Source organism: Clostridium sp. LXY-7, assembly GCF_056172015.1.
In genome coordinates this window covers 42,086-68,074 of the sequence record NZ_JBLLJL010000001.1, presented here as the reverse complement: position 1 = coordinate 68,074, position 25,989 = coordinate 42,086, and the positions used below count along the sequence as shown (strand labels likewise).

Here is a 25,989-nt window from a genome sequence, read left to right as displayed (position 1 = left end):
ATTAATCTATTTTTAAGTCTTCTTTTAAATCATGTATTGTAGTATCTAAAGAAGTTCCTGGTGGATAAACCCTGTCAAATCCCATGGTTTTAAATCTTTGATGAACTTCATTCCAATCTTGTTTTCCTACAACTATATTTCCTCCTACATAAAGTAAAATACCTTTTAATCCAGCTTCATCACATTTTTCTCTAAGTCCTCTACAGTCTATTTCTCCATGTCCATATAGTGAAGAAACCAATATTACATCGGCATTAGTTTCTACAGCAGCATTTATGAAATCTTCTTGTGGTGATAAAACCCCAATATTGATTACATTAAAGCCTGCCTCTGTTAATGCATAATCTAGTATTTTGTTCCCAACTGCATGACAATCTGCTCCAATTACTCCAAGAACTAATGTCTTCTTTTTCATTTTTTAATCCTCCCAAAATTAATTAGCTAATTTTTTTGGTATTTAAATTCTAATATTTTGGATTTTAATGCTTTTACGGAACCCATATCTAAAATATTAGAATATTTTATAACTTCTTTATTATACTTATTTAAATTATAAACTTCTTTTTCTCTTGCTGGAGTTGCTATTAAAACATCTGCATTATATATAGCATTTTTCAAATCGTTTTCATCAGTGTGATAAAAATATTCAACTGATAGATCTCCAAGTCCTGACTTTTCTAACATAGCTTTAGTCTTAAACATAAATTCTTCAGATAAGCAAACAAATAAAAACCTAGTATCATATGGATGTCGAGCAATTTTTACAATTAACTCTAAATTAAGATTTATTGAAACTCCTAATACTTCTTTATTCCATCCAATTAAAAGATTATTGATATCATTTACATGATTAAATGGTGCCACTACTACTTGGCTATTATTTAGCTTGTCTCTTGTATCATCATCCATCTTTTTAAGATCATCTATTGTAAGCGGTATTGTATCCATATGCGTCATTTGCTTTAATTGATTACTGAACATTATAGATTGTTCTATGTTACACTCTATAAATATAGCAGTTAATCTTCCCATCATTTCTGTCTTTTCTTGTACTCTATTTGTTACCAATTCTAAAAAATCCTCTGGCTCTAATCCATACTCTAATGCTTCTTCAAAAGCTAAATCTACAAACTTTTTTATCTTATTATTGCTATCTTCATTCTTCCAAGACTCAATATCCTCAGCTATAAAAGTTCCTTTTCCTCTGATAGATTTTAATACACCTTTTGATTCTAGCTCATTATAAGCTGCACTAATGGTATTCCTACTTACTCCTAATTCCTGAGATAACTCTCTTTCAGTAGGTATCTTCATTCCAACTTTGAGGGTGCCATTCTTTATTAACTGCAACATCTGTTTTTTCACTTGTATGTATATTGGTATTCCACTATTTCTATTTAAATTAATATTCAAACACTCACCCCCTATAAAAGACATTTAACCTTTGGATCAATGGATTAATGGATTAATCCAATCCTCATTTATAATATCACAGGGTATAATAGTTTTCAACGTGATTTACCAGCGATAAACACCAAAAAAAGTCTCCTTTTTCATCAAAAAAAGACTTTTTTCTATGAATATCTCTAATTTTCTAAATATATTGAAATACCTTTACCTATACTCTCTGCTATTCGTTTTTGGTACTCTTCATTTTTTAATTTTTCAGCCTCTTCATAGTTAGTTAAAAAACCGCACTCAACTATTATTCCTGGCATAGTATCATTACCTCTTAAAACCTTATAATCATTATTTGCAGGCTTAGCTTTTCTCTTATTGGATTGGTCCAAATCATTTTTTAAGGTGTCTTGGACTATATTGGCTAACTCTTGGCTTCCTATGCAATTTGAATACCATACCTGTGCGCCTTTACAGCTTTCTTGAGGAAATGTATTTAAATGTATACTTACGAATATATCACAATTACTTTCCTTCTTTAGTTGAACTCTCTTATTTAAGTCCTCAATCTTTTTCTCTCTCACAGTTTTACTTGCATCTGTATATAGTCCAGTATCTTCGTCCCTAGTAAGAAACACCTTATATCCTTTATCTCTAAGTTTGTCTGCTAATAATAAAGATATATTTAGGTTTATATTTTTTTCTGGTGTTCCATCTTTTGAAGAGGCCCCACCATCCATTCCACCATGACCTGGATCAATTAATATTACTTTTATTCCATCATTATTATAATTTTTAATAACGTCCTTTAAATTACTCATAAATATAGTTCCAAGACCTATTATTATAACTATTAATGTAATTAATAACTTTTTATTTCCTCTCATGTTCCCACCTTTTTTTAATACTTTCAATATCTATGTTTATTCATATTAATAAGATATTAGTATCAAAATATCTATATAATAAAAAAACTCTGTGCTAAATTTTCAAGCACAGAGTTTTTTCTAATTCTCTTCAATTATTTCTGCTATATTTACAGCATGATCCCCAACTCTTTCTAGATTACTTATTATATCTAAAAATACAGTTCCAACTGTAGCATTACACACTCTATTATTTAATCTCTTAATATGAGATGCTCTTAATTCCTTTTCTAATGAATCTATTCTATCTTCTACGCCTCTTACACTATTTGCTTTATTTTTATCATATTTAGTTAAGCACTCTATACTCATCTCTACAGCATTAATTGTATAATTACACATTCCTTTTAACTCATTCATAGCTTCTTGTGAAAATATAAGTTTTTTACCCATTTTCTCACTAGCTAAATCCGCAATATTTTCAGCATGGTCTCCAATACGTTCTATATCATTAACAACATGAAAATAAGCTGCAATAGCTGTCTTCTGTTCCTCACCAAGCTCCGTATTAGATAACTTAACTAAATATCTTGTTATATCATGTTCTAATAAATTTATTAATTTTTCATTTTCATAAACTCGTTTGATAAGTTCCTCATCTTCTTCATTAAATGCATTCATTGCAATTTGTAAATTTTCATTAGCCTTCATTCCCATTCTAGCTATTTCATTAATTGTCTGTCCAAATGCAATTGAAGGTGTTTCTAATAATCTATCATCAATGTATTTAACTCCTATAAATCCCTTGTCATCTTCTCCTGGTATCATTAGGTTTGCAAGTTTTACAAGGTATTTAATAAATGGTACTAATATTATAGTGTTTGTAATGTTGAATATGGTGTGAGCATTAGCTATTTGTCTTTGTATTTCTACCCCACTATCTCCTGGTGTTATAGCTAAAACTATATTGGTAAGTATTCCTATTAGCGGTATAAATATTATTGTTCCTATAACATTGAAGAATAAATGGATAAGTGCTGCTTTCCTAGCTGTTTTAGACGTTCCTATACTTGAAATAAGTGCTGTTACACAAGTTCCTATGTTATTTCCAAATAGTATGGGTATCGCTACTTGAATTGGCAAACTTCCAGTTGCAGCTAATGCAACTAATATACCTGTAGAGGCAGATGAACTTTGCAATACTCCTGTCATTAACAGACCTATTAAAATTCCTAATATTGTATGACCTTTTAAACTTATAATTAGTTGGGTAAAGAAAGTTGATTCCTTTAATGGAGACATCGCTCCTGACATCAATTTAAGTCCTAAAAATAAAATACCAAATCCTAATATTATGCTTCCCACTTCTTTAATCTTCTTCTTCTTAGAGAAAAGCATTATAGCTGCTCCTATAGCTAAAAATAATGGAGCAAATTCATCAAATTTAAAGGTTATTAATTGAGCTGTAACAGTAGTTCCTATATTAGCTCCCATAATTACAGCTGCTGCTTGGTATAAATTCATTAATCCTGCATTAACAAAACCAACTACCATAACAGAAGTAGCACTACTACTTTGTATTATGGCAGTAACAATAGTTCCTGTTAAAACACCCTTTATTGGATTTGATGTTATTTTATCAAATATACCCTTTAATTTATCTCCTGCTGCGTTCTCTAAGCCGTCTCCCATCATGTTCATACCATATAGGAATAAACCCAATCCCCCTAGGAGATTAATAACTAAAAACAATGATTCCATCTAGTTACCTCCCAAATACTTTTATTGCATTATTATTAAATACTTAAAATAGTTTCATTTACCACAATAATAATACAATATGCGACTTTGCATGTTAATAGGATGTCTTATTATTTAACATAAAACAAAGTAAACTTAACATGGATTTAACATAAGTGCACTATAAATGCTGTACAATATAATATTTTATACTTAAATATAAAAATATAAGGAGTACATGTAACCATGCACTCCTTTAATAATATAAATATTATCTTTTTGAGAACTGAGAAGCTCTTCTTGCTTTTTTAAGACCGTATTTCTTTCTTTCTTTCATTCTTGGGTCTCTTGTTAAGAATCCAGCTTTTTTAAGCTCTCCTCTTAAATTCTCATCAGCTTTTAATAAAGCTCTTGATATTCCATGTCTTATAGCTCCAGCTTGACCTGTAAATCCACCACCGTGTACATTTACTAAAACATCAAACTTTTCTTTAGTTCCAGTTAAAACTAATGGTTGATTAACGATAACTCTTAAAGTCTCTAACCCAAAGTAATTCTCGCTATCTCTTTTATTTATTACAACTTTACCTTCTCCTGGTACAAGTCTTACTCTAGCAACTGATTTTTTTCTTCTACCTGTTCCAAAATATTGAACTTTTGCCATTTTTACTCCTCCTTCCGTGCTCTCTACTAGTATTTTAACTCTAAAACTTCTGGTTTTTGAGCATGGTTTTTATGTTCTGGTCCTCTGTATACTGTTAACTTCTTAAGCATTTTTCTTCCTAAAACTCCATTTGGTAACATTCTTCTTACTGCTTCTTCAAATACAAACTCTGGCTTTTTAGCTAAAGCTTCTCTATATGGAGTCTCTTTTAATCCACCTGGATATAAAGAGTGATGTCTTAACATTTTTTGATCTAATTTTTTTCCTGTTAATACTATTTTATCAGCGTTAACAACTATTACGTTATCTCCAGTATCTACATGTGGTGTAAATTGTGGCTTATTTTTTCCTCTTAATATTGAAGCTATTTGGCTTGCAGCTCTTCCTAAAGGCATTCCTTCAACGTCTACTACATACCATTTTCTTTGAACTTCATTTGGTTTTGCTAAGTATGATTTCATTTTTTTCCCTCCCTGATTTTTAACAGTTCCAATTATATGCTAAAGACCCGGGGCTAGTGGATCTTATACACAATTATTCATTATACAAACAAAATTATTATAATACAATTTACCGGGTGTGTCAAGAATTTAATGTATTATTAATAATATACTTTTATTAAGCTTAAGCCTTGTGGAGGTACTGATTTGCCAGCATTTTTCCTATTCTTACTTTCAAGTATATTATTCATATCTTCACATTTCTTCTTGCCTTTACCTACATCCAATAATGTCCCTACTATTATTCTTGCCATGTTATATAAAAATCCATCAGCAGAGATATAAATTTTAATAAAGTCTTTCTCTGATTCTATCCTTATATCGTAAATAGTTCTTACATTAGTCTTTACTGAACTCCCTAAATTTCTAAAAGCAGAAAAGTCATGAGTTCCAATTAAAACCTTTGAAGCTTTTATCATATTATTTATATTTAAGCTACCCTTATAATGATAAGTAAAATTTCTATATATAGCAGATGGTACTTCTTTATTAAATATAGTGTAACAATACATTTTTCCCTTTGAATTATACCTTGCATGAAAATCATCTTCTACCACAGAACATTTAACTACAACTATATCTTCCGGAAGATAATGATTTAATGCACCCATAAATTTTTCAGACGGAATTGTACTATTAGTTTTGAAATTACATACATATTCCATAGCATGAACTTTACTGTCAGTTCTACTACATCCAATTACCTCTATCTCTTCTTTTGTAAGCTTAAATATAGCTTTCTCCACAGCCTGTTGAATTGTATTACCATGTGGTTGTTTTTGCCACCCAAAATAATTTGTTCCGTCATATTCTAAAATTAATTTTATGTTTTTCATATGTATACCTAATATAAAATATAATTATATTTTATATTAAAAACCTTAAATAAACACAGCCTATGGTAACTAATGTCATTACTCCCATAGCAACATAGTCTCTGCTTGTTACCTTTAATATCTTCATCCTTGTACGTCCATCTCCCCCTCTATAGCATCTAGCCTCCATTGCCATAGCCAGTTCATCAGCACGTCTAAATGAACTTATAAATAGTGGTACTAATAGTGGAATTAAATTTTTAGCTCTTTGAATAAGATTTCCTGTCTCGAAGTCAGCCCCTCTTGCCTTTTGAGCTTTCATAATTTTATCAGTCTCATCCATAAGAGTAGGTATAAATCTTAAAGCTATCGTCATCATCATAGCTAACTCATGAGCTGGCACTCCTATCTTTTTAGCTGGATTTAATAGCTTTTCTATTCCATCTGTGAGTTCTATTGGTGATGTTGTAAGTGTTAGTAATGAAGTTCCCACAATAAGAAATGTAAGTCTAAGTACCATATATATAGCAGTAATTATACCTTCCTTATATATTTTTATAAATCCTAATTCATATAATGGTGCTGAATCTCCCCTTGTCAAAAACACATTAAATAGAGCCGTAATTGCCATCAATATGAATATAGGCTTTAGCCCCTTATATATATATCTAAATTGGATTTTAGATATGAAAATAAGAGCTAAAAGAAAGAAAAATACAAATATATATCCTTTATAGTCCTTAACCAAAAATAAATCTATAATAAACAATATGGAAAGCATTATTTTTACTCTAGAATCTAATTTATGGATAAAGGAATCTCCAGGAACATATTGACCTATTGTAATATCTTTAATCATCTTGATCCTCCCACATTAAGCAAAAAGAAACCTTTATTTATCTAAAACTTTCAGTATCTCCTTTTTAGCTTGTTCTAAAGTAAAAATATCATCTGGTAAATTAAATCCTTTTTGATTCAGCTCTCTGATTAAATATGTAACCTTTGGAACTGCTAATCCAACTTTTTCTAACGTATCTATTTCCTTGAATATTTCTTTAGGAATCCCATCCAATATGCATTTACCATTCTCCATAACCAGTATTCTATCTGCAACCTTTGCTACATCTTCCATACTATGAGATACCAATACTATTGTCATATTATAATCTTTATGTAGTTTAGAAATTTGTGATAGAATTTCATCTCTTCCTTTAGGATCTAATCCTGCAGTAGGCTCATCTAGAATCAATACCTTTGGCTCCATAGCTATAACTCCAGCTATTGCTACTCTTCTCTTTTGACCTCCACTTAAATCAAATGGAGATTTATTTTTATAAGTATTATAATCTAATCCAACCATATCCATAGATTTTTTAACTCTTTTCATAGCCTCTTCATCGTTTAATCCTAAGTTCTTTGGACCAAACATTATGTCTTTTTCTATTGTTTCTTCAAATAATTGATATTCTGCATACTGAAATACCAGTCCTATCTTTTTTCTTATATCCGATAGTTTAACCTTCGGTGAAGTTATATCTACATTATCAACTATTATTTTTCCACTACTGGGTTTTAATAATCCATTCATATGTTGTATAAGCGTTGATTTTCCAGAACCTGTATGTCCAATTAAGGCAATGAATTCTCCATCATTTATAGTAACATTAACATCATTAAGTGCAATCTTTTCAAAAGGTGTTTTAGCCATATATACGTGCATTAAATTCTCTATTTTAATTGACATAATTCCCTCACCATCTCATCTATGGTTAATATATCGTCATTTATATTAACGCCTGATTTTTTTAACTCAAAGGCCAATTCTGTCATTTGAGGTACATCTAGACCTAACTCTTTCATTATATCTACCTTTTTAAACACTTCTCTTGGCACACCTTCTATTATTACTTTTCCTGCATCCATTACATAAATTTTATCAGCCTCTACTGCTTCTTCCATAAAATGAGTTATCAAAACTATAGTTATACCCTGATTTTTATTCAAATCAATAATAGTTTCTATAACTTCTCTTCTTCCAGATGGATCTAACATAGCTGTAGGTTCATCTAATACTATACATTCTGGAGTCATAGCTAAAATTCCAGCTATAGCTACTCTTTGTTTTTGTCCTCCTGATAACAAATGAGGTCCATGTTTCTTATACTTACTCATATTAACTGTTTCAAGACTTTCATCTACTCTTTTTCTAATCTCAGCAGGATCTACCCCTAAATTTTCCGGGCCAAATGCTACGTCTTCCTCTACAATTGTTGCAACAATTTGGTTGTCTGGATTTTGGAATACCATCCCTGCTCTTTTCCTAACTTCCCAAGTATTGTCTTCTTTGCTTGTATCATAGCCAGCCACATGCATCTTACCACCTGTTGGTATAAGCAATGAATTAATATGTTTAGCAAAGGTAGATTTACCTGATCCATTATGTCCGAGTATAGCAACAAATTCGCCTTTATTAATTGTAATATTTACATTATCTACCGCTAATTTAACATTTCCTTCACTATCTGGTGGATAACTAAATATCAAATTCTCACTTACTATTTCTGGCATCTTCTTAATATTGCCTTCTGAATATTTACTATTTTGCTCTGCGTATCTTTCCATTTTGCACCTCCGTAGAGAGTGAATTTTTAAACAATTTATATCTATAATAAAATGGGGACTAAGCTAGGCATACTTAATCCCCTGAAATTACTATACTAATTCTAATACAACAACTTCTGCTCCATCGCCTCTTCTTGGGCCCACTTTAATAATTCTAGTGTATCCACCATTTCTCTCAGCGTATTTTGGAGCTACGTTATCAAATAAGTTTTTAACAACTTCTTCTTCAGTTACAAATGCAAGCACTTGTCTTCTAGCATGAAGATCTCCTCTTTTTGCTAGAGTTATCATCTTCTCAGCTAATCTTTTAGTTTCTTTAGCTCTAGTTTCAGTAGTTTCTATTTTACCATGCTTTAAAAAACTAGTTGTAAGATTTCTAAGCATTGCTATTCTTTGGTCAGTTGGACGTCCTAACTTACGTTGCTGTGCCATGTGTCTATACCTCCTTACTCTTCGCTAGGTTTGAAAGATAATTCTAAGCCTTGAAGTTTTTGTTCTACTTCCTCAAGAGATTTCTTTCCTAAGTTTCTTACTTTCATCATATCATCCATAGATCTCTCTGTTAATTCCTGAACTGTATTTATTCCAGCTCTCTTTAAGCAATTAAAGCTTCTAACAGATAAATCAAGTTCTTCTATAGTCATTTCAAGAACTTTTTCTTTCTTATCTTCTTCTTTTTCAACCATTATTTCAACATTATCTGCATGATCAGTTAATGTCATAAATAGCTTAAAGTGCTCGATAAGTATTTTCGCTGATAACCCTATAGCTTCATCTGGTCTAATTGTTCCATTAGTCCAAATTTCTATAGTTAATTTATCATAATCTGTTATTTGTCCTACCCTTGTATTTTCAACATTAAAGTTTACTCTTTTTACAGGTGTATATATTGAGTCAACAGGTATAGTTGATATCGGTTTATCATCAGTTTTGTTTTTGTTCTGTGATACATATCCTCTACCTTTATTAACATTAATTTCCATATACAATTTTCCACCATCATCTAAGGTAGCTATATGAATATCTTTATTAACAACTTCTATATCTCCATCAGTCTTGATGTCTTCACCTGTGATTTCTCCTGGACCCTCAGCATCAATATAAATTGTTCTTGGACCCTCTCCGTTCATTTTCAGTGCTAATCCTTTTATGTTAAGAATTAACTCTGCAACGTCTTCTTTTACTCCATGTATAGTTGAAAATTCATGTAGTACACCATCAATTTTAATGGAATTAGCAGCAACTCCGGGTAATGAAGAAAGAAGAATCCTTCTTAGAGCATTACCTAAAGTTATACCATAACCTCTTTCTAATGGTTCAACAACAAATTTGCCATATGTACCATTTTCAGCGGTCTCAACACATTCTATTTTCGGCTTTTCTATTTCTAACATATATAACCCTCCTTCTAAATTTAGTGGTTTTTTTATATTGAGGGCAACTGATTACGCTATTGACTATTTACTGTATAACTCAACGATTAGTGTTTCATTTACAGGAACGTCTATGTCTTCTCTAGTTGGTATTGATACAACTTTTCCTTCGAATGTTGCAACATCCCCTGATAACCAGTTTGGTAAAGTTTTTGCGTTCTCAGCAAATACTTTGAACTTTTCAGAAGCTCTACTCTTATCTCTTACTGAAATAACATCTCCAGCTTTAACACTATAAGAAGCTATATCCACTTTTTTACCATTTACTAAGAAATGTCCGTGATTAACTAATTGTCTAGCTTCAGTTCTTGAATTTCCGTAACCTAATCTATATACAACGTTATCTAATCTTATTTCAAGGAATCTTAGTAGGTTTTCACCTGTTATACCTCTTTGTTTTTCAGCCTTCTCATAGTACTTTCTGAATTGACCTTCAAGTACTCCATATATTCTCTTAGCTTTTTGCTTTTCTCTTAATTGCATTCCATAGTTTGACATTTTCTTTCTGCTTTGACCATGCTGACCTGGTGCATAACCTCTTCTAGCGAATGCGCACTTTTCAGTGAAGCATCTATCACCTTTAAGGTTAAGTTTTAGGCCTTCTCTTCTACAAAGCCTGCAAGTAGCTTCAGTATATCTTGCCATTAATTTACACCTCCTGTTGATTAAACTCTTCTTCTTTTTGGTGGTCTACATCCATTGTGTGGAATTGGAGTTACGTCTTTAATTAGCGTAACTTCTAATCCAGCTGCTTGAAGAGATCTTATAGCTGCTTCTCTTCCTGCTCCTGGTCCTTTTACGTAAACCTCAACACTCTTTAATCCATGTTCCATTGCTGCTTTAGCTGCTGTTTCAGCTGCCATTTGAGCTGCAAATGGAGTACTCTTTCTTGATCCTCTAAATCCTAATCCACCAGCACTAGCCCATGACAATGCATTTCCTACTGCATCAGTAAGTGTAACGATGGAGTTGTTGAAAGTAGATTTAATATGTGCAGCTCCGTGCTCAACATTTTTTCTCTCTTTTTTTCTTCTACTTCTTTTAACATTCTTAGCCATTCTATTCCCTCCTTACTATTTCTTCTTACCCGCGATTGTCTTTTTAGGGCCTTTTCTTGTTCTTGCGTTAGTTTTAGTCTTTTGACCTCTAACTGGAAGTCCTCTTCTATGTCTCATGCCTCTGTAGCATCCAACTTCCTTTAATCTCTTTATGTCTAAAGCAACTTTTCTTCTTAAATCACCTTCAACTAATAAAGATTTATTTATATAATCTCTTAATGCGTTTACTTCATCTTCAGTTAAATCCTTAATTCTTGTATCTGGATTTATTCCTGTAGCTTCAAGTATCTCATGTGATTTTGGTAATCCTATACCAAATATATAAGTTAGACCTATCTCTACTCTTTTCTCTTTTGGTAGGTCAATACCTGCTATTCTTGCCATCTACGACTTACACCTCCTAAGTACTTCTACTTACTTATTTATTAGCCTTGTTTTTGTTTATGTTTAGGATTTTCACAGATAACCATTACTCTTCCTTTTCTTTTTATAATTTTACATTTTTCACATATAGGTTTAACTGATGGTCTTACTTTCATAGCTAACCCTCCTTATTTATCTCTCCAAGTTATTCTCCCACGCGTCAAATCATATGGAGAAAGCTCTACCGTAACCTTATCGCCTGGTAATATTCTAATAAAATTCATTCTTAATTTTCCTGAAATATGGGCTAATATTTTATGCCCACTTTCTAATTCAACTTGAAACATAGCATTAGGTAGTGTTTCTAGTACAACACCTTGCATTTCAATTATATCATCTTTTGACATAAGGTAATCAAACCTCCTCAATTATATATCCTCAACCTGCAAAAATTTTCTTATTTTAGAATTACTAACTGTTTTTCCATTTATAATTAGCTCTCTAATTTCTTCAGCCATAATATCGTTGAAAACTAAATGTTTAATTCTCTTCTTCTTTGGCTTTTCAATTTTTCTAAGGTCTCCATCTGAAATATAGACGTAATTAGCGTCAATCACTCCGACAATGATAAAAATCCTATCTTTATCTCTGCCCGATTTAGAATGTACTACCTTTCCTAAAAGGTTGTTATCATCCACTCAAGTCACCTCGTTAGATCAAAGTCAGTATTAGGGGTCCATTATTAGTTATAGCAACTGTATTCTCATAGTGAGCAGATAATTTTCCATCACTAGTAATCACAGTCCACCCATCTGGTTTAGTATTCACCTTATAAGTTCCCATATTTATCATAGGTTCAATGGCGAGCACCATACCATGAACTAACTTCGGTCCTTTACCAGCAGTGCCGTAATTAGGAATTTGGGGATCTTCATGCATAGAAGTTCCTATGCCGTGTCCAACAAAATCTCTAACCACAGAATATCCAAACCTTTCAGCATGTTTTTGTACAGATGCTGATATATCAGTAAGTCTATTCCCTACTACCGCTTTTTCAATGCCTTTAAAGAAAGATTCTCTTGTGACATCTATTAGCTGTTGTGCTTCCTTAGATATATTTCCTACTGGAAAAGTTCGTGCAGCATCTCCATGATAACCATTAAGTATAGCTCCACAATCAACACTAATAATATCTCCATCCTGTAATACCATATTGCTAGGTATTCCATGTATTACAACATCGTTTACTGATGTGCATATGGAAGCCGGAAAACCACCATATCCTTTAAACGATGGTTTCGAACCATGTGTTGATATAAACTCTTCAGCAAGTTTATCAATTTCTGCGGTAGTTATTCCAGGTTTTATTACCTTTTCAATCATTGCAAGGGTTTCCGCAACAACTCTACCTGCACTCTTCATATACTCAATTTCCATATTGTTCTTAATTATTATCACTATTTATCGCTCCTAAGATACCACAGACATTCTTAAAAACATCATTAATAGCTTTAGTTCCATCAACTTCTGATAATAAATTTTTACTATTGTAATAATCTATCAGTGGTTGAGTTTGAGCATCATATATATCTAATCTCTCACTTACAGTAGCCTCATTATCATCAACTCTCTGTACTACATCGCTACCACAAATGTCACATTTGTTACCATTTTTAGTAGGATTATATTTTATGTGATAACTAGCTCCACAAGTAGTACATACTCTTCTACCTGTCATTCTATCTACTATATACTCTTTTGGAACCTTTATTAATAAAGCTGTATCAAGTTTAACTCCTTGTTCATTTAACATAACTTCTAAGGCTTCGGCTTGATTTACAGTTCTCGGATAGCCATCTAATAAGAAACCCTTTTTACAATCATCTTGTTTTAATCTATCCTTAATGATATCTATGGTTAATTCATCAGGTACTAAATGCCCTTTATCGATATATTTCTTAGCTTCGATTCCTAGGACTGTTTTTTCAGAAATATTTTTCCTAAATATGTCCCCTGTGGATATATGCGGTATAGAGTACTTATTACTTATTGATTTTGCTTGTGTTCCTTTTCCGGCTCCCGGAGGACCTAATAAAATAATCTTCACTAGCATCAACTCCAAAATCTTTTTATTTACTTAAGGAACCCTTGATAATGTCTCATCACTAGTTGTGATTCTAACTGTTTCATTGTATCCACAGATACTCCAACCATTATTAGTAATGTAGTTCCACCAAATTGGATTCCTTTAAAGTTGCTAAACGCTTCCGTTACTATTGGTGCTACTGCTATAATAGCCGCAAAAGTTCCACCTAGTATAGCTATTCTTGTCAATACTTTTTCTAGATATATTGCAGTTTTTTCTCCTGGTCTTATACCTGGAATAAATCCTGATGACTTATTCATATTTTCAGCCATTTCTTCTGGCTTGAAAGTAATTAGTGTATAGAACCAAGCAAAGAATAATATTAATGCAAAATATGAAACAATATACAACATAGAACCAGATCTAAATATACTCCATGGACTTTGCGTAACAAACTTTGCAAATGCAGAAGTAGGCCAAATCTGTGCTATGGTTGCAGGCATTGCCATTACTGACATACCAAATATTATAGCCATAACTCCTGATGAGTTAAAACCTATAGGAATATGAGTTGATTGTCCTTTTACAACTTTTCTTCCTACAGCTTTCCCAGCATACTGTACTGGTATTCTTCTTTCAGCTAAATTTGTAGCAATTACCGCTAGTAACAACGCTATAGCCACTGTTATAAATATTATAACCTCTACTAGACTTACTCTATTTTGTTCAAAAAGTCCTGCTATTTGAAGAGCCGTAGTAGGTAATGAAGATATTATATTAACAAATATGATAACTGATACTCCATTTCCGATTCCATAAACTGAAATTTGCTCTCCTATCCATACTAACAAGCTAGAACCTGCTACCATTGTTAGTACTATCAATAATAGTCCTGCTTTACCTTCTGATGCTATTGCACCTGATCCAGCTATTAACGCATACATTGCATATGCTTGAATCACAGCAAAAACTAATGCTGCATACTTAGTGTAATTTTGAATCTTCTTTCTTCCCTCTTGACCTTCTTTAGATAATTGTTCAAGATATGGAATAGCTACTGTAAGTAGTTGAATAATTATTGATGCATTAATATACGGTTGAACCGATAATGCAAAAATACTAAACTTTGAAAACGCTCCTCCTGAAATCATATCATAAAAATTAAGTAATGATCCAGAATTAGAGGTCAAATTAGTTAACTTACTAACATCTACTCCAGGTACAGGAATATATATTCCCATCCTAAAGATTATTACAACTAATAGAGTGAATAGCATTTTCTTCCTAAGCTCAGGAACTCGCCAAGCATTTCGTAGGGTTGATAACATCTATATCACCTCAACTTTTCCTCCTGCCGCTTCAATCTTCTCTGCTGCAGCTTTAGAAATCTTATTAGCTTTTACAGTTAATTGCTTCTCTATGTTTCCATTTCCAAGAATTTTTATACCATCATTTAACTTCTTAACCATTTTAGTTTCAAGAAGTAATTCTGGTGTAACTTCTGTTCCATTCTCAAATATGTTCAATCTATCAACATTGATACAAGTATATTCTTTAGCAAATATATTTGTAAATCCTCTTTTAGGTAATCTTCTGTATAAAGGCATTTGACCTCCCTCAAATCCAGGTCTTACTCCACCACCTGATCTTGAGTTTTGTCCTTTCTGACCTTTTCCAGCTGTTTTACCCCAACCTGAACCAGCTCCTCTACCGATTCTCTTAGGAGATTTTTTAGCTCCTTCTGCTGGTCTTAACTCATGAAGTCTCATATTTACACCTCCTTAGATTAAGCTTCTTCTACCTGAAGTAGATAACTTACTTTATTTATCATACCTTTAATTTGAGGAGTAGCCTCGTGCTCAACAGTTTTTCCTATTTTCTTTAATCCAAGAGCCTCTACTGTAGCAATATGATCTTTCTTTCTACCTATAATACTCTTAACAAGTGTTATTCTAACTTTAGCCAAGGTAATTCCCCTCCTATCCTAAAATTTCTTCAACAGTTTTGCCTCTAAGTTTTGCAACTTGCTCTGCTGTTCTTAATCTTGATAATCCGTTAATTGTAGCGCTAACCATGTTCTTTGGATTATTAGAACCTAATGATTTAGCTCTAACATCTTTTAATCCTGCTAATTCAAGAACTGCTCTAGCTGGACCTCCAGCGATAACTCCTGTACCCTCTGCAGCTGGCATAATATGAACTGTTCCAGTTCCAAATCTTCCATCTATTGTATGTGGTACTGTTGTTCCATCTAACTCAACTTTAACGATATTTTTCTTAGCATCTTCAATACCTTTTCTGATTGCCTCTGGTATCTCAATAGATTTTCCCATTCCAACACCAACGTGTCCGTTCTCATCACCAACAACTACTAGTGCGCTGAATCTGAAATTTCTACCACCTTTAACAACCTTAGCAACTCTATTTATGTGTACAACTTTCTCCTTAAGATCAAGTGTGCTAGGATCTATTTTCATGTATTTCCCTCCTTTTTTTAGAATTGAAGACCTGCTTCTCTTGCGCCATCAGCAAGCATTTGCACTCTTCCGTGATATATATATCCGCCTCTATCAAATACTACTTCAGTAATTCCTGCTTCCACAGCTTTCTTAGCTATCATTTCACCAACTAATTTAGCTGCTTCTTTATTACTTCCAACTTTGATAGCAAAGTCTTTATCTAAACTAGATGCTGAAACTAATGTTCTTCCTGCTACATCATCTATTATCTGAGCGTAAATATTTTTTTCACTTCTATATACAGCTAATCTTGGTCTTTCAGCTGTTCCATGAACTTTTTTACGAACTCTTAGGTGACGTTTTTCTCTTGATAGCTTTCTATCAGCTTTGTTGAACATGTAATTCACTCCTTCCTATCTATTACTTACCAGTCTTACCTTCCTTACGTCTGATAACTTCATTAGAGTATTTAATACCTTTTCCTTTATAAGGCTCAGGTTTTCTCCAACTTCTTATATCAGCTGAAATATCTCCAACTAATTCTTTGTCTATACCCTTAACTATTATAGTATTAGCATCAGGAGTTTCAAACGTAATTCCTTCTACAGCTTCTACCTCTACTGGATGTGAAAATCCAAGGCTTAAAGCTAATCCTTTTCCTTTTAGTGCTGCTCTGTATCCAACACCAACTAGTTGTAATGTCTTAGAGAAACCATCAGTTACTCCAACTACCATGTTATTTATTAATGCTCTTGTTAATCCATGTAGAGCTCTATGTTCTTTTACGTCGCTTGGTCTTGTTACAACCACTGCGCTATCCTCTATAGCTATGTTAATATCTCTTGCCATTGTTCTAGTTAATTCACCCTTAGGTCCTTTAACTGTAACAATGTTGTCTGGTGTTACTGTAACAGTTACACCACTTGGTATAGCTATTGGAAGTCTTCCTATTCTTGACATAATCGCACCTCCTGTTCAATAAACTACCAGATATAGCAGATAACCTCTCCGCCTAATCCTAAATTTCTTGCTTCTCTATCACTTACTAAACCTTTAGATGTTGATATTATAGCAACTCCTAGTCCGTTTAGCACTTTTGGAATATCCTCTTTTCCACTATATACTCTTAGTCCTGGCTTAGATATTCTCTTTAATCCTGTTATAACTCTTTCTTTGTTTTGACCATATTTCATTGTAAGTCTCAACATTGAAACAGTTCCATCTTGATACTCTTCTATATTTTTAAGATATCCTTCTTGTAGCATTATATTTGCAATAGCTTTCTTAATGTTTGATGAAGGAACCTCTACTATTTCATGTCTAACCACATTTGCATTTCTTATACGTGTTAGCAAATCTGCGATAGGATCTGTCATATTCATTTATTGTGCCTCCTTTCGATATGATGTTTCTATTACCAGCTTGCCTTTTTGCATCCAGGAATTTGTCCTTTATAAGCAAGTTCTCTGAAGCATATACGGCAAATACCAAATTTCTTTAAAACAGAATGTGGTCTTCCACATAATCTGCATCTAGTGTAAGCTCTAGTTGAATACTTAGGCTCTTTTTTCCATTTTTCTATTAAAGCTTTACGTGCCACTCTATTCCCTCCTTATTATTGAGCAAATGGCATTCCAAGGAACCTTAATAATTCTCTTGCTTCCTCGTCTGTCTTTGCAGTAGTTACAAATATTATATCCATTCCTCTTACTTTGTCGATTTTATCATACTCAACTTCAGGGAATATTAATTGTTCTTTAATTCCTAGGGCATAATTTCCTCTTCCGTCAAATGACTTAGAAGGTACTCCTCTGAAATCTCTAACTCTAGGTAATGCTATATTCATTAACTTGTCAGCAAACTCATACATTTTTTCTTTTCTTAATGTAATTTTGCATCCAATTGGCATATTCTCTCTTAATTTAAAGTTCGCTACTGATTTTTTAGCTCTAGTTAATACTGGCTTTTGTCCAGTGATTAATTGTATATCACTCATAGCTGAATCTAAAACTTTAGAGTTGTCTTTAGCTTCTCCAACACCCATGTTGATAACTATTTTTTCAAGCTTTGGTACTTCCATAATATTCTTGTATCCGAACTTATCCATCATAGCTTGAACTACTTCGTTATTATATTTCTCTTGTAGTCTTGTAACCATTGGTTAAACCTCCTTTCGCAAACTAAAATGTTTCTCCACACTTTTTGCATACTCTAACTTTTGTACCATCTTCAAGTACTTTATTACTTATTCTAGTTACACTTTTACATTTTTCGCAGTATAACATAACTTTTGAACTGTTTATAGCTCCTTCAATATGAACTATTCCACCTTGCATATTTTGTTTGTTTGGTTTTTGATGTTTTGTTACAACGTTAACGTCTTTAACAAGAACTTTTCCAGTTTTAGGATAAACGGCTAATACTTCTCCAGTCTTACCTTTATCTTTACCTGAAATAACCATTACAGTGTCTTTCTTTCTTACATGAACCTTCATTCTAGCAACCTCCTATCCTATAGTACTTCAGGTGCTAAAGATAAAATTTTATTATATTCTTTATCTCTTAGCTCCCTAGCAACAGGTCCGAATATACGAGTTCCTCTAGGATTTTTATCTTCTTTTATAATAACAGCTGCGTTCTCATCAAATCTGATATAAGTCCCGTCTGCTCTTCTTAAACCTTTTACTGATCTAACTATAACTGCTTTAACTACGTCACCTTTTTTAACAACTCCACCTGGTGTTGCACTTTTAACGCTAGCAACAATTACATCGCCGATGTTTCCCCATTTTCTTTTAGAACCACCTAGCACTCTAATACACATTATTTCTTTAGCACCAGAATTGTCTGCTACTTTTAATAATGTCTGTTGTTGTATCATGTAAATACCCTCCTTTCAGTTAACTATTTAGCTCTTTCCATGATTTCAACAAGTCTCCATCTTTTATCCTTAGATAAAGGTCTTGTTTCCATTATTGATACTCTATCATTAACTCTAGCTTCATTATTTTCATCATGAGCTTTGAATTTTGTAGTTCTGTTAACTGTTTTTCCGTATAATGGATGTCTTACCTTTGTTTCAACTGCAACAACTATAGTCTTATCCATTTTATCGGAAACAACTTTACCTATTCTAGTTTTTCTATTTCCTCTTTCCACAAGATGAACCTCCTTTCAGTATTACTGCTCAAAAGCCCTTATTTCTTCTTCTCTAAGGATGGTTTTAATTTGGGCTATAGACTTTTTAACCTCTTTTATTCTCATTGGGTTTTCTAACTGTCCTGTAGCTAACTGAAATCTAAGGTTAAATAATTCTGATTTAAGATCAGCTAATTTTGCGTTTAAATCTTGAGGAGTACTTTGTCTCAACTCTTTTAATTCATTAGCCTTCATTGATTTCACCACCCATTTCCTCAAAATCTCTTCTAGTAACAAACTTTGTTGTCACTGGTAATTTGTGAGATGCTAGTCTCATAGCTTCTCTAGCAGCTTCTTCTGAAACTCCAGCTATTTCAAATAATACTCTACCTGGTTTTACTACTGCTACCCAGTATTCTGGTGAACCTTTACCAGATCCCATACGAGTTTCTGCTGGTTTCTCTGTTACTGGTTTATCAGGGAAGATTTTTATCCAAACCTTTCCTCCTCTTTTTACATATCTATTTATAGCTATTCTGGCAGATTCGATTTGATTGCTTGTAATCCAACCACACTCTGTTGCTTGTAAAGCAAAATCTCCATAAGCGATAAAGTTACCTCTAGTAGCTTTACCCTTCATTCTGCCACGTTGTACCTTACGATGTTTAACTCTTTTAGGCATTAACATGTCAAATTCCTCCTTCCTTACACGTTATTATGCGTTAGCTTCTTCCTTTTGAACTTTCTTAGTTGGAAGAACTTCACCTTTATATAACCAAACTTTTACTCCGATTTTTCCGTAAATTGTATCTGCTTCTGCAAATCCATAATCTATATCAGCTCTTAAAGTTTGTAGTGGAATTGTTCCTTCATGATATTGCTCAGTTCTAGCAATTTCTGCTCCACCAAGTCTACCTGAACAAGCAGTTTTAACACCTTTAACGCCTGTTTTCATAGCTCTTTGGATTGTTTGTTTCATAGCTCTTCTGAAAGATATTCTCTTTTCTAATTGAGCAGCTATATTTTCAGCCATTAATTGAGCATTACTTTCTGGACTTTTAACTTCCACTATGTTTATTAGTACATTTTTGTCTCCAACTAATTTTTTAAGCTCAACTTTTAACTCTTCTATACTTTGACCGCCCTTACCGATAACCATTCCTGGTTTAGCAGTATGTATATTAAGCTTTATTCTTTTAGCAGCTCTTTCTATTTCTATTCTAGCTATTCCAGCTGCAAATAATCTCTTCTTTAAGTATTCTCTAATCATATTGTCTTCAACTAGATTGTCAGAGAAGTTTTTCTTATTTGCATACCATTTAGCGTCCCAATCTTTAATCACACCAACTCTTAGGCCGTGTGGATGTACTTTTTGACCCACTGTTTAATCCCTCCTTTATGCTCTTTCTTTAACTACTAGAGTTATATGGCTAGTTCTTTTAAGTATTCTAAATGCTCTACCTTGAGCATGAGGTCTGAATCTCTTTAATGTTGGACCTGCTCCCGTATGAGCTTCTGCAACATATAATCTGTTTCTATCTAAGTTCATGTTATTCTCTGCATTAGCAACAGCTGATTTTAATACTTTATTAATCACAACAGCTGCGTCTTTTGGAGTGTATTGTAATATAGCAAAAGCTTCATTTACATCTTTTCCTCTAATTAAATCAAGAACGATCCCAACTTTCATAGGAGACATTCTTACATATTTAGCTATAGCTTTAGCTTCCATTGTTAGTTTCCTCCTTTCTGTACTATCTCACTTTGCTTGATTTTTCTTTAGCGATATGACCTTTAAAAGTTCTAGTTAAAGCAAATTCACCAAGCTTATGTCCTACCATATCTTCTTGTACATATACTGGCACGTGCTTTCTTCCATCATGAACAGCTATTGTGTGTCCTATCATTTGTGGAAATATTGTAGAGCTTCTTGACCAAGTCTTTATAACTTTTTTCTCGCCCGCTTTATTCATTTCGTCTATTTTATTTAAAAGTGATTCTTGTACATAAGGTCCTTTTTTTACTGATCTACTCACTATTAGTGGCCTCCCTTCATACAACATATAGATAACCTAGAAGAGAATAAATTTCTCTTCTAGCTATTTACTGTTTCTTTTCTTAACAATAAATTTATCAGAGTATTTCTTAGTTTTTCTTGTTTTGTATCCAAGTGCTGGTTTACCCCATGGAGTAAGCGGACTTGGATGACCAATTGGAGATCTTCCCTCTCCACCACCGTGTGGGTGATCGTTAGGATTCATAACAGAACCTCTTACTGTAGGTCTGATACCCATATGTCTCGTTCTTCCTGCTTTACCTACGTTAACAATCTCATGAGTTAAGTTTGAAACTGTTCCGATTGTAGCTCTGCAGTTTATTCTTACATATCTAACTTCTCCACTTGGAAGTCTTACTTGAGCATATTCTCCTTCTTTAGCCATTAATTGAGCTGAAGAACCTGCTGATCTAACTAATTGAGCACCTTTTCCAACTTGTAATTCTATGTTATGAATTACTGTACCAACTGGTATGTTAGATATTGGAAGAGTATTACCAACTTTTATATCTGATTCTGGTCCAGATACTATAACGTCCCCAACTTTTAATCCAACAGGAGCTATTATGTATCTCTTCTCTCCATCAGCGTAAACAACTAATGCGATATATGCAGATCTGTTAGGATCATATTCTATAGTTGAAACTTTAGCTGGTATACCATCTTTAGTTCTTTTAAAGTCTATTAATCTATATTTTTGTTTTGCTCCACCACCATGGTGACGAACAGTTATTTTACCTTGTGCATTTCTACCACCAGTTCTTTTTTTGCTTACAAGAAGTGACTTTTCTGGTACGTTTGTAGTGATTTCTTCAAATGTTGCCATAGTCATATTTCTTCTTGAAGGTGTGGTAGGGTTAAATTTCTTAACTGCCATTAGGTTTCCCTCCTTCTTAGTAGCTTATCTGGCTCTAGCCAATACTCGCTTTATTTATTATTGCATTCCTTCAAAGAATTCTATTGTTTTACTATCTTCTGTTAATGTAACAATAGCTTTTTTAAAGTCCGCTCTCTTACCAACGTGAACTCCAACTCTCTTAACTTTTCCTAAGTTTCTTAGAGTTTTAACGTCGTCAACTTTTACTCCGAATACTTCTTCTACTGCATTCTTTATTTGAACTTTGTTAGCGTGTATGTCAACGATGAAAGTATATTTCTTATCTGACATAGCAGCCATACTCTTTTCAGTTATAACAGGCTTTCTTATTATATCATAGCTAGTCATTTTCATTATACATACACCTCCTCAATTTTTGATACAGCATCCTTAGTTACCATGAATTTTTCATACTTTAATATGTCATAAACATTTAAATTGTTTACTGGTAACACAGTTATTCCTGGAATGTTTCTAGCTGATTTATAAACATTCTCGTTTGATTCAGCTACAACGATTAATGTTTTCTTTGCTTCAAAAGCATTAAGAACTTTTATCATATCCTTAGTTTTTGGTGCTTCAAAATTTAAGCTTTCTAATACTATCATTTCGTTATCTTGAACTTTTGAAGTTAATGCTGATTTCATAGCTGTTCTTCTCATGCTCTTTGGAATTGAAACTCTGTAATCACGTGGTTTTGGTGCAAATACAATACCTCCGTGAATCCATTGTGGAGCTCTAATAGAACCTTGTCTTGCTCTACCAGTTCCTTTTTGTCTCCATGGCTTAATTCCACCGCCACGTACTTCTGCTCTAGTTTTAGCACTTTGTGTTCCTTGTCTCTTATTAGCCAATTGAGCTAATACAACTTGATGCATTGATTCTGTGCTTATTTCAGCTCCGAAAATGCTTTCATTTAATTGGATATCTCCAACTTCTTTTCCTTCTATGTTATACACTTTTAATGTAGGCATTCTGCATCCTCCTTTCTTTAAGCCTTAACTGCATTTCTTATTACTACTAAACCTTTGTTTGGTCCTGGTATTCCACCTTTTACAAGGATTATATTTTTTTCTGGAATTACTCTTACAATCTCAAGGTTTAATACTGTAGTATTAACATTTCCCATATGTCCTGGCATCTTCTTATTCTTGAATGTTCTTGATGGATCTGATGAAGCTCCCATGGATCCTACTGCTCTATGGAATTTTGATCCGTGACTCATTGGTCCTCTGTGGAAATTCCATCTTTTAATAACACCAGCAAATCCTTTTCCTTTAGAAATTCCTGATACGTCGATCTTATCTCCTGCAGCAAAAATTTCTGCTTTGATTTCAGTTCCAACTTCATATGAGCTTACATCTTCTAATCTAAACTCCTTTATATGTCTCTTAACTGAAACTCCAGCTTTAGTAAATTCACCTTTTTTTGGTTTATTCACTAAATTCTCTCTTATATCTCCGAAAGCAACTTTTATTGCCTCGTATCCATCGTTCTCCATAGTTTTCTTTTGGATAATTACGCATGGACCTGCTTCTACAACAGTTACTGGCACAACTTTTCTATTCTCATCGAATATTTGAGTCATTCCAAGTTTTTTACCCATTATAGCTTTTTTCATGTAAATACACCTCCTACTTATTAGCGGATCACCACAGTGATCATAACAGTTAGTTATACTAATCTATTATTCGTACTCTTCTCTATACAATATGTATATATCATATGTACGACTATAATTTTATCTCGATATCAACGCCTGCTGGTAAGTCTAATCTCATTAATGCATCAACAGTTTTTGGTGATGGACTTAATATGTCGATTAATCTCTTGTGAGTTCTGATTTCGAACTGCTCTCTTGAATCCTTATATTTATGTGGAGCTCTTAATACTGTGATTATGTCTTTTTCAGTTGGTAGAGGTACTGGACCAGCTACTTTTGCTCCTGTTGATTTAGCAGTTTCAACTATTTTTTCTGCTGATTGATCAAGTATTGTGTGATCAAACGCCTTAAGTCTTATTCTTATTTTTTGTTTTGACATTTTATTCCCTCCTTTTCATCGCACGCTATTACTTCTCACGTACAACAGCGGATGTTCTGTAAACTGCTCCGTGTGTTTCATTTTAACACGCACACAAAGAATAACACAGACCCCGTCGCCCAATTCTTGATTAGGACATGCTCGGTTAAGAATTCCCCGGAAGTCCGGCAACCTCTTACCTCATCGCTGTTACTACATTGCAACTTCTATAGTATACACTATTTTAAATCCTTTGACAAGTGCTTTTATTTAAATTTAATCATAGCCTTTACTATTGAATTACCGGAAATATATATGTAATTAATTGTAATTAATATACATTTTTTATTATATCCTACTAGCTAATAATTAATTCCTATCTTATAATTAATTATTTTACAAAATTTTTTTTATTATTACAATAGTATTTATTATAGAAGTAATTTTTTGAATTTATAGATATTTCACCTTGATATTTTATTTATGCATTAAAAAATAGAGAGAAGGGCGTCCCCCTCTCTCTATAATTGCCTAGGCTTTTTAAGTGTACACTGTTTACTAAAATATTTTAGATTTAATCATTAATTTATTTTAACATTAATTATCTTTTTAGTTGTAGCTATTATAACTATTTTATTATAGAAGTAACAACTCCTGAACCTACTGTTCTTCCACCTTCTCTGATTGCGAATCTTAATCCCTCATCCATTGCGATTTGAGTGATTAATTCTACGTTCATGTCAATGTGGTCTCCTGGCATTACCATTTCCATTCCATCTGGTAATTTGATTGATCCTGTTACGTCTGTTGTTCTGAAGTAGAACTGTGGTCTGTATCCATCAAAGAATGGTGTATGTCTTCCACCCTCTTCTTTTTTAAGTACATATACTTGACCTACAAACTTAACGTGTGGTTGCACTGATCCAGTTTTTGCTAAAACTTGACCTCTTTGTATGTCTGTTCTTTGTACTCCTCTTAGTAATGCTCCGATGTTATCTCCAGCTCTTGCTTCATCAAGTAACTTTCTGAACATTTCTACGCCTGTACAAACTGTTTTTCTTTTCTCTTCGCTTAATCCTACGATTTCAATTTCTTCTCCAACTTTAAGTATTCCAGTTTCAACTCTTCCTGTTGCAACTGTTCCTCTTCCAGTGATTGTGAATACATCCTCTACTGGCATTAGGAATGGCTTATCTGTTGCTCTCTCTGGAGTTGGGATATAGTTATCTACTGATTCCATTAATTCTAGGATACATTTTATTGACTCTTCGTCTGTTGGATTTTCTAATGCTTTTAATGCTGATCCTGTGATTATTGGAATATCATCACCTGGGAAGTCATATTCGCTTAATAGCTCTCTGATTTCCATTTCTACTAATTCTAATAATTCTGGATCATCTACCATATCTGCTTTGTTTAAGAATACAACTATATATTGTACTCCTACTCTTGATGCTAGTAGGATGTGCTCTCTTGTTTGAGGCATTGGACCATCTGCTGCACTAACTACTAGTATAGCTCCATCCATTTGTGCTGCTCCTGTTATCATGTTTTTAACATAGTCAGCGTGTCCTGGACAATCAACGTGTGCATAATGTCTTGTTTCTGTTTGATACTCAACGTGTGATGTGTTGATTGTGATTCCTCTTTCTTTCTCTTCTGGTGCTTTATCTATTTCGTCATATTTGAATGCCTCAGCAAATCCTCTGTTTGCTAATACACTTGTGATTGCAGCTGTTAATGTTGTCTTACCGTGGTCTACGTGTCCTATTGTTCCAATATTAACGTGCGGTTTATTTCTTTCAAATTTACTCTTTGCCATTTTCTTATTTCCTCCTTAAATATAAACATTAAAGAATTTATCTTTTATTTTTTATATTAAATTAAATAAGC

The 25,989-nt window shown here is 33.1% G+C and carries 43 protein-coding genes; all 43 read right to left on the bottom strand.

What is annotated here, in order from left to right:
• Position 1: 1 nt before the first annotated feature.
• On the bottom strand, positions 2–415 hold the full coding sequence (gene glmS, locus ACI48Q_RS00425; RefSeq protein ID WP_474917068.1) for a methylaspartate mutase subunit S: 414 nt from the start codon (positions 413–415) through the stop codon (positions 2–4).
• Between the two features lie 26 nt (positions 416–441).
• Positions 442–1,413 carry a GntR family transcriptional regulator gene (locus ACI48Q_RS00420; protein ID WP_474917067.1) on the bottom strand — a complete coding sequence of 324 codons (972 nt, stop codon included), beginning with the start codon at positions 1,411–1,413 and terminating at the stop codon, positions 442–444.
• Positions 1,414–1,586: 173 nt separating this feature from the next.
• The gene (gene cwlD, locus ACI48Q_RS00415; RefSeq protein WP_474917066.1) at positions 1,587–2,285 is read right to left on the bottom strand and encodes an N-acetylmuramoyl-L-alanine amidase CwlD; all 699 of its coding nucleotides are present in this window, start codon (positions 2,283–2,285) and stop codon (positions 1,587–1,589) included.
• Positions 2,286–2,405: 120 nt separating this feature from the next.
• A complete protein-coding gene (locus tag ACI48Q_RS00410) occupies positions 2,406–4,025 on the bottom strand; it encodes a Na/Pi cotransporter family protein (RefSeq protein ID WP_474917065.1) in 1,620 nt (539 codons plus the stop codon).
• 250 nt (positions 4,026–4,275) lie between these two features.
• A complete protein-coding gene (gene rpsI, locus ACI48Q_RS00405; RefSeq protein ID WP_474917064.1) occupies positions 4,276–4,668 on the bottom strand; it encodes a 30S ribosomal protein S9 in 393 nt (130 codons plus the stop codon).
• Positions 4,669–4,694: 26 nt separating this feature from the next.
• Entirely contained in the window at positions 4,695–5,129 is a 435-nt protein-coding gene (rplM, locus tag ACI48Q_RS00400; protein ID WP_474917063.1) for a 50S ribosomal protein L13, read from the bottom strand.
• Positions 5,130–5,269: 140 nt separating this feature from the next.
• On the bottom strand, positions 5,270–6,004 hold the full coding sequence (gene truA, locus ACI48Q_RS00395) for a tRNA pseudouridine(38-40) synthase TruA (RefSeq protein ID WP_474917062.1): 735 nt from the start codon (positions 6,002–6,004) through the stop codon (positions 5,270–5,272).
• 31 nt (positions 6,005–6,035) lie between these two features.
• On the bottom strand, positions 6,036–6,842 hold the full coding sequence (locus tag ACI48Q_RS00390; RefSeq protein WP_474917061.1) for an energy-coupling factor transporter transmembrane component T family protein: 807 nt from the start codon (positions 6,840–6,842) through the stop codon (positions 6,036–6,038).
• 33 nt (positions 6,843–6,875) lie between these two features.
• Positions 6,876–7,727, bottom strand: a complete 852-nt coding sequence (locus tag ACI48Q_RS00385) for an energy-coupling factor transporter ATPase (RefSeq protein WP_474917060.1) — start codon at positions 7,725–7,727, stop codon at positions 6,876–6,878.
• Positions 7,712–8,551, bottom strand: coding sequence for an energy-coupling factor transporter ATPase (locus ACI48Q_RS00380; RefSeq protein WP_474918308.1), 840 nt, complete (start codon positions 8,549–8,551; stop codon positions 7,712–7,714). The genes ACI48Q_RS00385 and ACI48Q_RS00380 overlap by 16 nt, the downstream gene beginning before the upstream one ends.
• Before the next feature lie 144 nt (positions 8,552–8,695).
• Entirely contained in the window at positions 8,696–9,037 is a 342-nt protein-coding gene (gene rplQ, locus ACI48Q_RS00375; RefSeq protein ID WP_474917059.1) for a 50S ribosomal protein L17, read from the bottom strand.
• Positions 9,038–9,051: 14 nt separating this feature from the next.
• On the bottom strand, positions 9,052–9,999 hold the full coding sequence (locus ACI48Q_RS00370; protein ID WP_474917058.1) for a DNA-directed RNA polymerase subunit alpha: 948 nt from the start codon (positions 9,997–9,999) through the stop codon (positions 9,052–9,054).
• Positions 10,000–10,062: 63 nt separating this feature from the next.
• Entirely contained in the window at positions 10,063–10,683 is a 621-nt protein-coding gene (gene rpsD, locus ACI48Q_RS00365) for a 30S ribosomal protein S4 (protein WP_474917057.1), read from the bottom strand.
• 20 nt (positions 10,684–10,703) lie between these two features.
• Positions 10,704–11,096: a 30S ribosomal protein S11 gene (gene rpsK, locus ACI48Q_RS00360; RefSeq protein WP_474917056.1), complete on the bottom strand. Its 393-nt coding sequence runs from the start codon at positions 11,094–11,096 to the stop codon at positions 10,704–10,706.
• 15 nt (positions 11,097–11,111) lie between these two features.
• Entirely contained in the window at positions 11,112–11,480 is a 369-nt protein-coding gene (rpsM, locus tag ACI48Q_RS00355; protein ID WP_474917055.1) for a 30S ribosomal protein S13, read from the bottom strand.
• Positions 11,481–11,521: 41 nt separating this feature from the next.
• Positions 11,522–11,635 carry a 50S ribosomal protein L36 gene (rpmJ, locus tag ACI48Q_RS00350; RefSeq protein WP_025434559.1) on the bottom strand — a complete coding sequence of 38 codons (114 nt, stop codon included), beginning with the start codon at positions 11,633–11,635 and terminating at the stop codon, positions 11,522–11,524.
• A 12-nt stretch (positions 11,636–11,647) separates the two neighbouring features.
• Positions 11,648–11,866, bottom strand: coding sequence for a translation initiation factor IF-1 (gene infA / locus ACI48Q_RS00345; RefSeq protein ID WP_431552861.1), 219 nt, complete (start codon positions 11,864–11,866; stop codon positions 11,648–11,650).
• A gap of 21 nt (positions 11,867–11,887) precedes the next feature.
• Complete coding sequence (locus ACI48Q_RS00340; protein ID WP_474917054.1) at positions 11,888–12,157, bottom strand: RNA-binding protein; 270 nt, start codon at positions 12,155–12,157, stop codon at positions 11,888–11,890.
• A 13-nt stretch (positions 12,158–12,170) separates the two neighbouring features.
• Positions 12,171–12,917, bottom strand: a complete 747-nt coding sequence (map, locus tag ACI48Q_RS00335) for a type I methionyl aminopeptidase (protein ID WP_474917053.1) — start codon at positions 12,915–12,917, stop codon at positions 12,171–12,173.
• The gene (locus tag ACI48Q_RS00330; RefSeq protein ID WP_474917052.1) at positions 12,904–13,566 is read right to left on the bottom strand and encodes an adenylate kinase; all 663 of its coding nucleotides are present in this window, start codon (positions 13,564–13,566) and stop codon (positions 12,904–12,906) included. The genes map and ACI48Q_RS00330 overlap by 14 nt, the downstream gene beginning before the upstream one ends.
• Positions 13,567–13,592: 26 nt before the next feature.
• A complete protein-coding gene (gene secY, locus ACI48Q_RS00325; protein ID WP_474917051.1) occupies positions 13,593–14,873 on the bottom strand; it encodes a preprotein translocase subunit SecY in 1,281 nt (426 codons plus the stop codon).
• On the bottom strand, positions 14,874–15,314 hold the full coding sequence (rplO, locus tag ACI48Q_RS00320) for a 50S ribosomal protein L15 (protein WP_474917050.1): 441 nt from the start codon (positions 15,312–15,314) through the stop codon (positions 14,874–14,876). It abuts the gene before it with no gap.
• A gap of 17 nt (positions 15,315–15,331) precedes the next feature.
• Positions 15,332–15,511 (bottom strand): 50S ribosomal protein L30, encoded by a 180-nt coding sequence (gene rpmD / locus ACI48Q_RS00315; RefSeq protein ID WP_474917049.1) that lies wholly within the window; start codon positions 15,509–15,511, stop codon positions 15,332–15,334.
• A 13-nt stretch (positions 15,512–15,524) separates the two neighbouring features.
• Positions 15,525–16,022 carry a 30S ribosomal protein S5 gene (gene rpsE, locus ACI48Q_RS00310; RefSeq protein WP_474917048.1) on the bottom strand — a complete coding sequence of 166 codons (498 nt, stop codon included), beginning with the start codon at positions 16,020–16,022 and terminating at the stop codon, positions 15,525–15,527.
• A 17-nt stretch (positions 16,023–16,039) separates the two neighbouring features.
• Positions 16,040–16,402 carry a 50S ribosomal protein L18 gene (gene rplR / locus ACI48Q_RS00305; RefSeq protein ID WP_474917047.1) on the bottom strand — a complete coding sequence of 121 codons (363 nt, stop codon included), beginning with the start codon at positions 16,400–16,402 and terminating at the stop codon, positions 16,040–16,042.
• A 22-nt stretch (positions 16,403–16,424) separates the two neighbouring features.
• Positions 16,425–16,964 carry a 50S ribosomal protein L6 gene (gene rplF / locus ACI48Q_RS00300; RefSeq protein WP_474917046.1) on the bottom strand — a complete coding sequence of 180 codons (540 nt, stop codon included), beginning with the start codon at positions 16,962–16,964 and terminating at the stop codon, positions 16,425–16,427.
• A gap of 23 nt (positions 16,965–16,987) precedes the next feature.
• The gene (rpsH, locus tag ACI48Q_RS00295) at positions 16,988–17,386 is read right to left on the bottom strand and encodes a 30S ribosomal protein S8 (protein WP_474917045.1); all 399 of its coding nucleotides are present in this window, start codon (positions 17,384–17,386) and stop codon (positions 16,988–16,990) included.
• A 32-nt stretch (positions 17,387–17,418) separates the two neighbouring features.
• Complete coding sequence (locus tag ACI48Q_RS00290; RefSeq protein ID WP_010295312.1) at positions 17,419–17,604, bottom strand: type Z 30S ribosomal protein S14; 186 nt, start codon at positions 17,602–17,604, stop codon at positions 17,419–17,421.
• Between the two features lie 15 nt (positions 17,605–17,619).
• On the bottom strand, positions 17,620–18,162 hold the full coding sequence (gene rplE, locus ACI48Q_RS00285) for a 50S ribosomal protein L5 (protein ID WP_474917044.1): 543 nt from the start codon (positions 18,160–18,162) through the stop codon (positions 17,620–17,622).
• A 22-nt stretch (positions 18,163–18,184) separates the two neighbouring features.
• A complete protein-coding gene (rplX, locus tag ACI48Q_RS00280) occupies positions 18,185–18,499 on the bottom strand; it encodes a 50S ribosomal protein L24 (protein WP_474917043.1) in 315 nt (104 codons plus the stop codon).
• A gap of 17 nt (positions 18,500–18,516) precedes the next feature.
• Positions 18,517–18,885, bottom strand: a complete 369-nt coding sequence (gene rplN, locus ACI48Q_RS00275) for a 50S ribosomal protein L14 (protein WP_474917042.1) — start codon at positions 18,883–18,885, stop codon at positions 18,517–18,519.
• A gap of 23 nt (positions 18,886–18,908) precedes the next feature.
• The gene (gene rpsQ / locus ACI48Q_RS00270; RefSeq protein WP_474917041.1) at positions 18,909–19,163 is read right to left on the bottom strand and encodes a 30S ribosomal protein S17; all 255 of its coding nucleotides are present in this window, start codon (positions 19,161–19,163) and stop codon (positions 18,909–18,911) included.
• A 21-nt stretch (positions 19,164–19,184) separates the two neighbouring features.
• On the bottom strand, positions 19,185–19,397 hold the full coding sequence (gene rpmC / locus ACI48Q_RS00265; RefSeq protein WP_474917040.1) for a 50S ribosomal protein L29: 213 nt from the start codon (positions 19,395–19,397) through the stop codon (positions 19,185–19,187).
• Positions 19,387–19,830 carry a 50S ribosomal protein L16 gene (gene rplP / locus ACI48Q_RS00260; protein WP_474917039.1) on the bottom strand — a complete coding sequence of 148 codons (444 nt, stop codon included), beginning with the start codon at positions 19,828–19,830 and terminating at the stop codon, positions 19,387–19,389. Before rplP ends, rpmC begins: the two co-directional genes overlap by 11 nt.
• Positions 19,831–19,857: 27 nt before the next feature.
• Complete coding sequence (gene rpsC / locus ACI48Q_RS00255; RefSeq protein ID WP_474917038.1) at positions 19,858–20,523, bottom strand: 30S ribosomal protein S3; 666 nt, start codon at positions 20,521–20,523, stop codon at positions 19,858–19,860.
• A gap of 15 nt (positions 20,524–20,538) precedes the next feature.
• Positions 20,539–20,874 carry a 50S ribosomal protein L22 gene (rplV, locus tag ACI48Q_RS00250; RefSeq protein WP_474917037.1) on the bottom strand — a complete coding sequence of 112 codons (336 nt, stop codon included), beginning with the start codon at positions 20,872–20,874 and terminating at the stop codon, positions 20,539–20,541.
• A 22-nt stretch (positions 20,875–20,896) separates the two neighbouring features.
• Complete coding sequence (gene rpsS, locus ACI48Q_RS00245; protein ID WP_474917036.1) at positions 20,897–21,178, bottom strand: 30S ribosomal protein S19; 282 nt, start codon at positions 21,176–21,178, stop codon at positions 20,897–20,899.
• Positions 21,179–21,241: 63 nt separating this feature from the next.
• Positions 21,242–22,075 (bottom strand): 50S ribosomal protein L2, encoded by an 834-nt coding sequence (rplB, locus tag ACI48Q_RS00240; RefSeq protein ID WP_474917035.1) that lies wholly within the window; start codon positions 22,073–22,075, stop codon positions 21,242–21,244.
• A 57-nt stretch (positions 22,076–22,132) separates the two neighbouring features.
• Positions 22,133–22,429 carry a 50S ribosomal protein L23 gene (gene rplW, locus ACI48Q_RS00235; protein ID WP_474917034.1) on the bottom strand — a complete coding sequence of 99 codons (297 nt, stop codon included), beginning with the start codon at positions 22,427–22,429 and terminating at the stop codon, positions 22,133–22,135.
• Positions 22,429–23,049: a 50S ribosomal protein L4 gene (gene rplD / locus ACI48Q_RS00230; RefSeq protein ID WP_474917033.1), complete on the bottom strand. Its 621-nt coding sequence runs from the start codon at positions 23,047–23,049 to the stop codon at positions 22,429–22,431. The genes rplW and rplD overlap by 1 nt, the downstream gene beginning before the upstream one ends.
• 17 nt (positions 23,050–23,066) lie before the next feature.
• Positions 23,067–23,696: a 50S ribosomal protein L3 gene (rplC, locus tag ACI48Q_RS00225; protein ID WP_474917032.1), complete on the bottom strand. Its 630-nt coding sequence runs from the start codon at positions 23,694–23,696 to the stop codon at positions 23,067–23,069.
• A gap of 112 nt (positions 23,697–23,808) precedes the next feature.
• Positions 23,809–24,117: a 30S ribosomal protein S10 gene (gene rpsJ / locus ACI48Q_RS00220; protein WP_474917031.1), complete on the bottom strand. Its 309-nt coding sequence runs from the start codon at positions 24,115–24,117 to the stop codon at positions 23,809–23,811.
• A 607-nt stretch (positions 24,118–24,724) separates the two neighbouring features.
• Positions 24,725–25,918, bottom strand: a complete 1,194-nt coding sequence (tuf, locus tag ACI48Q_RS00215; protein WP_474917019.1) for an elongation factor Tu — start codon at positions 25,916–25,918, stop codon at positions 24,725–24,727.
• Between the last annotated feature and the right edge of the window lie 71 nt (positions 25,919–25,989).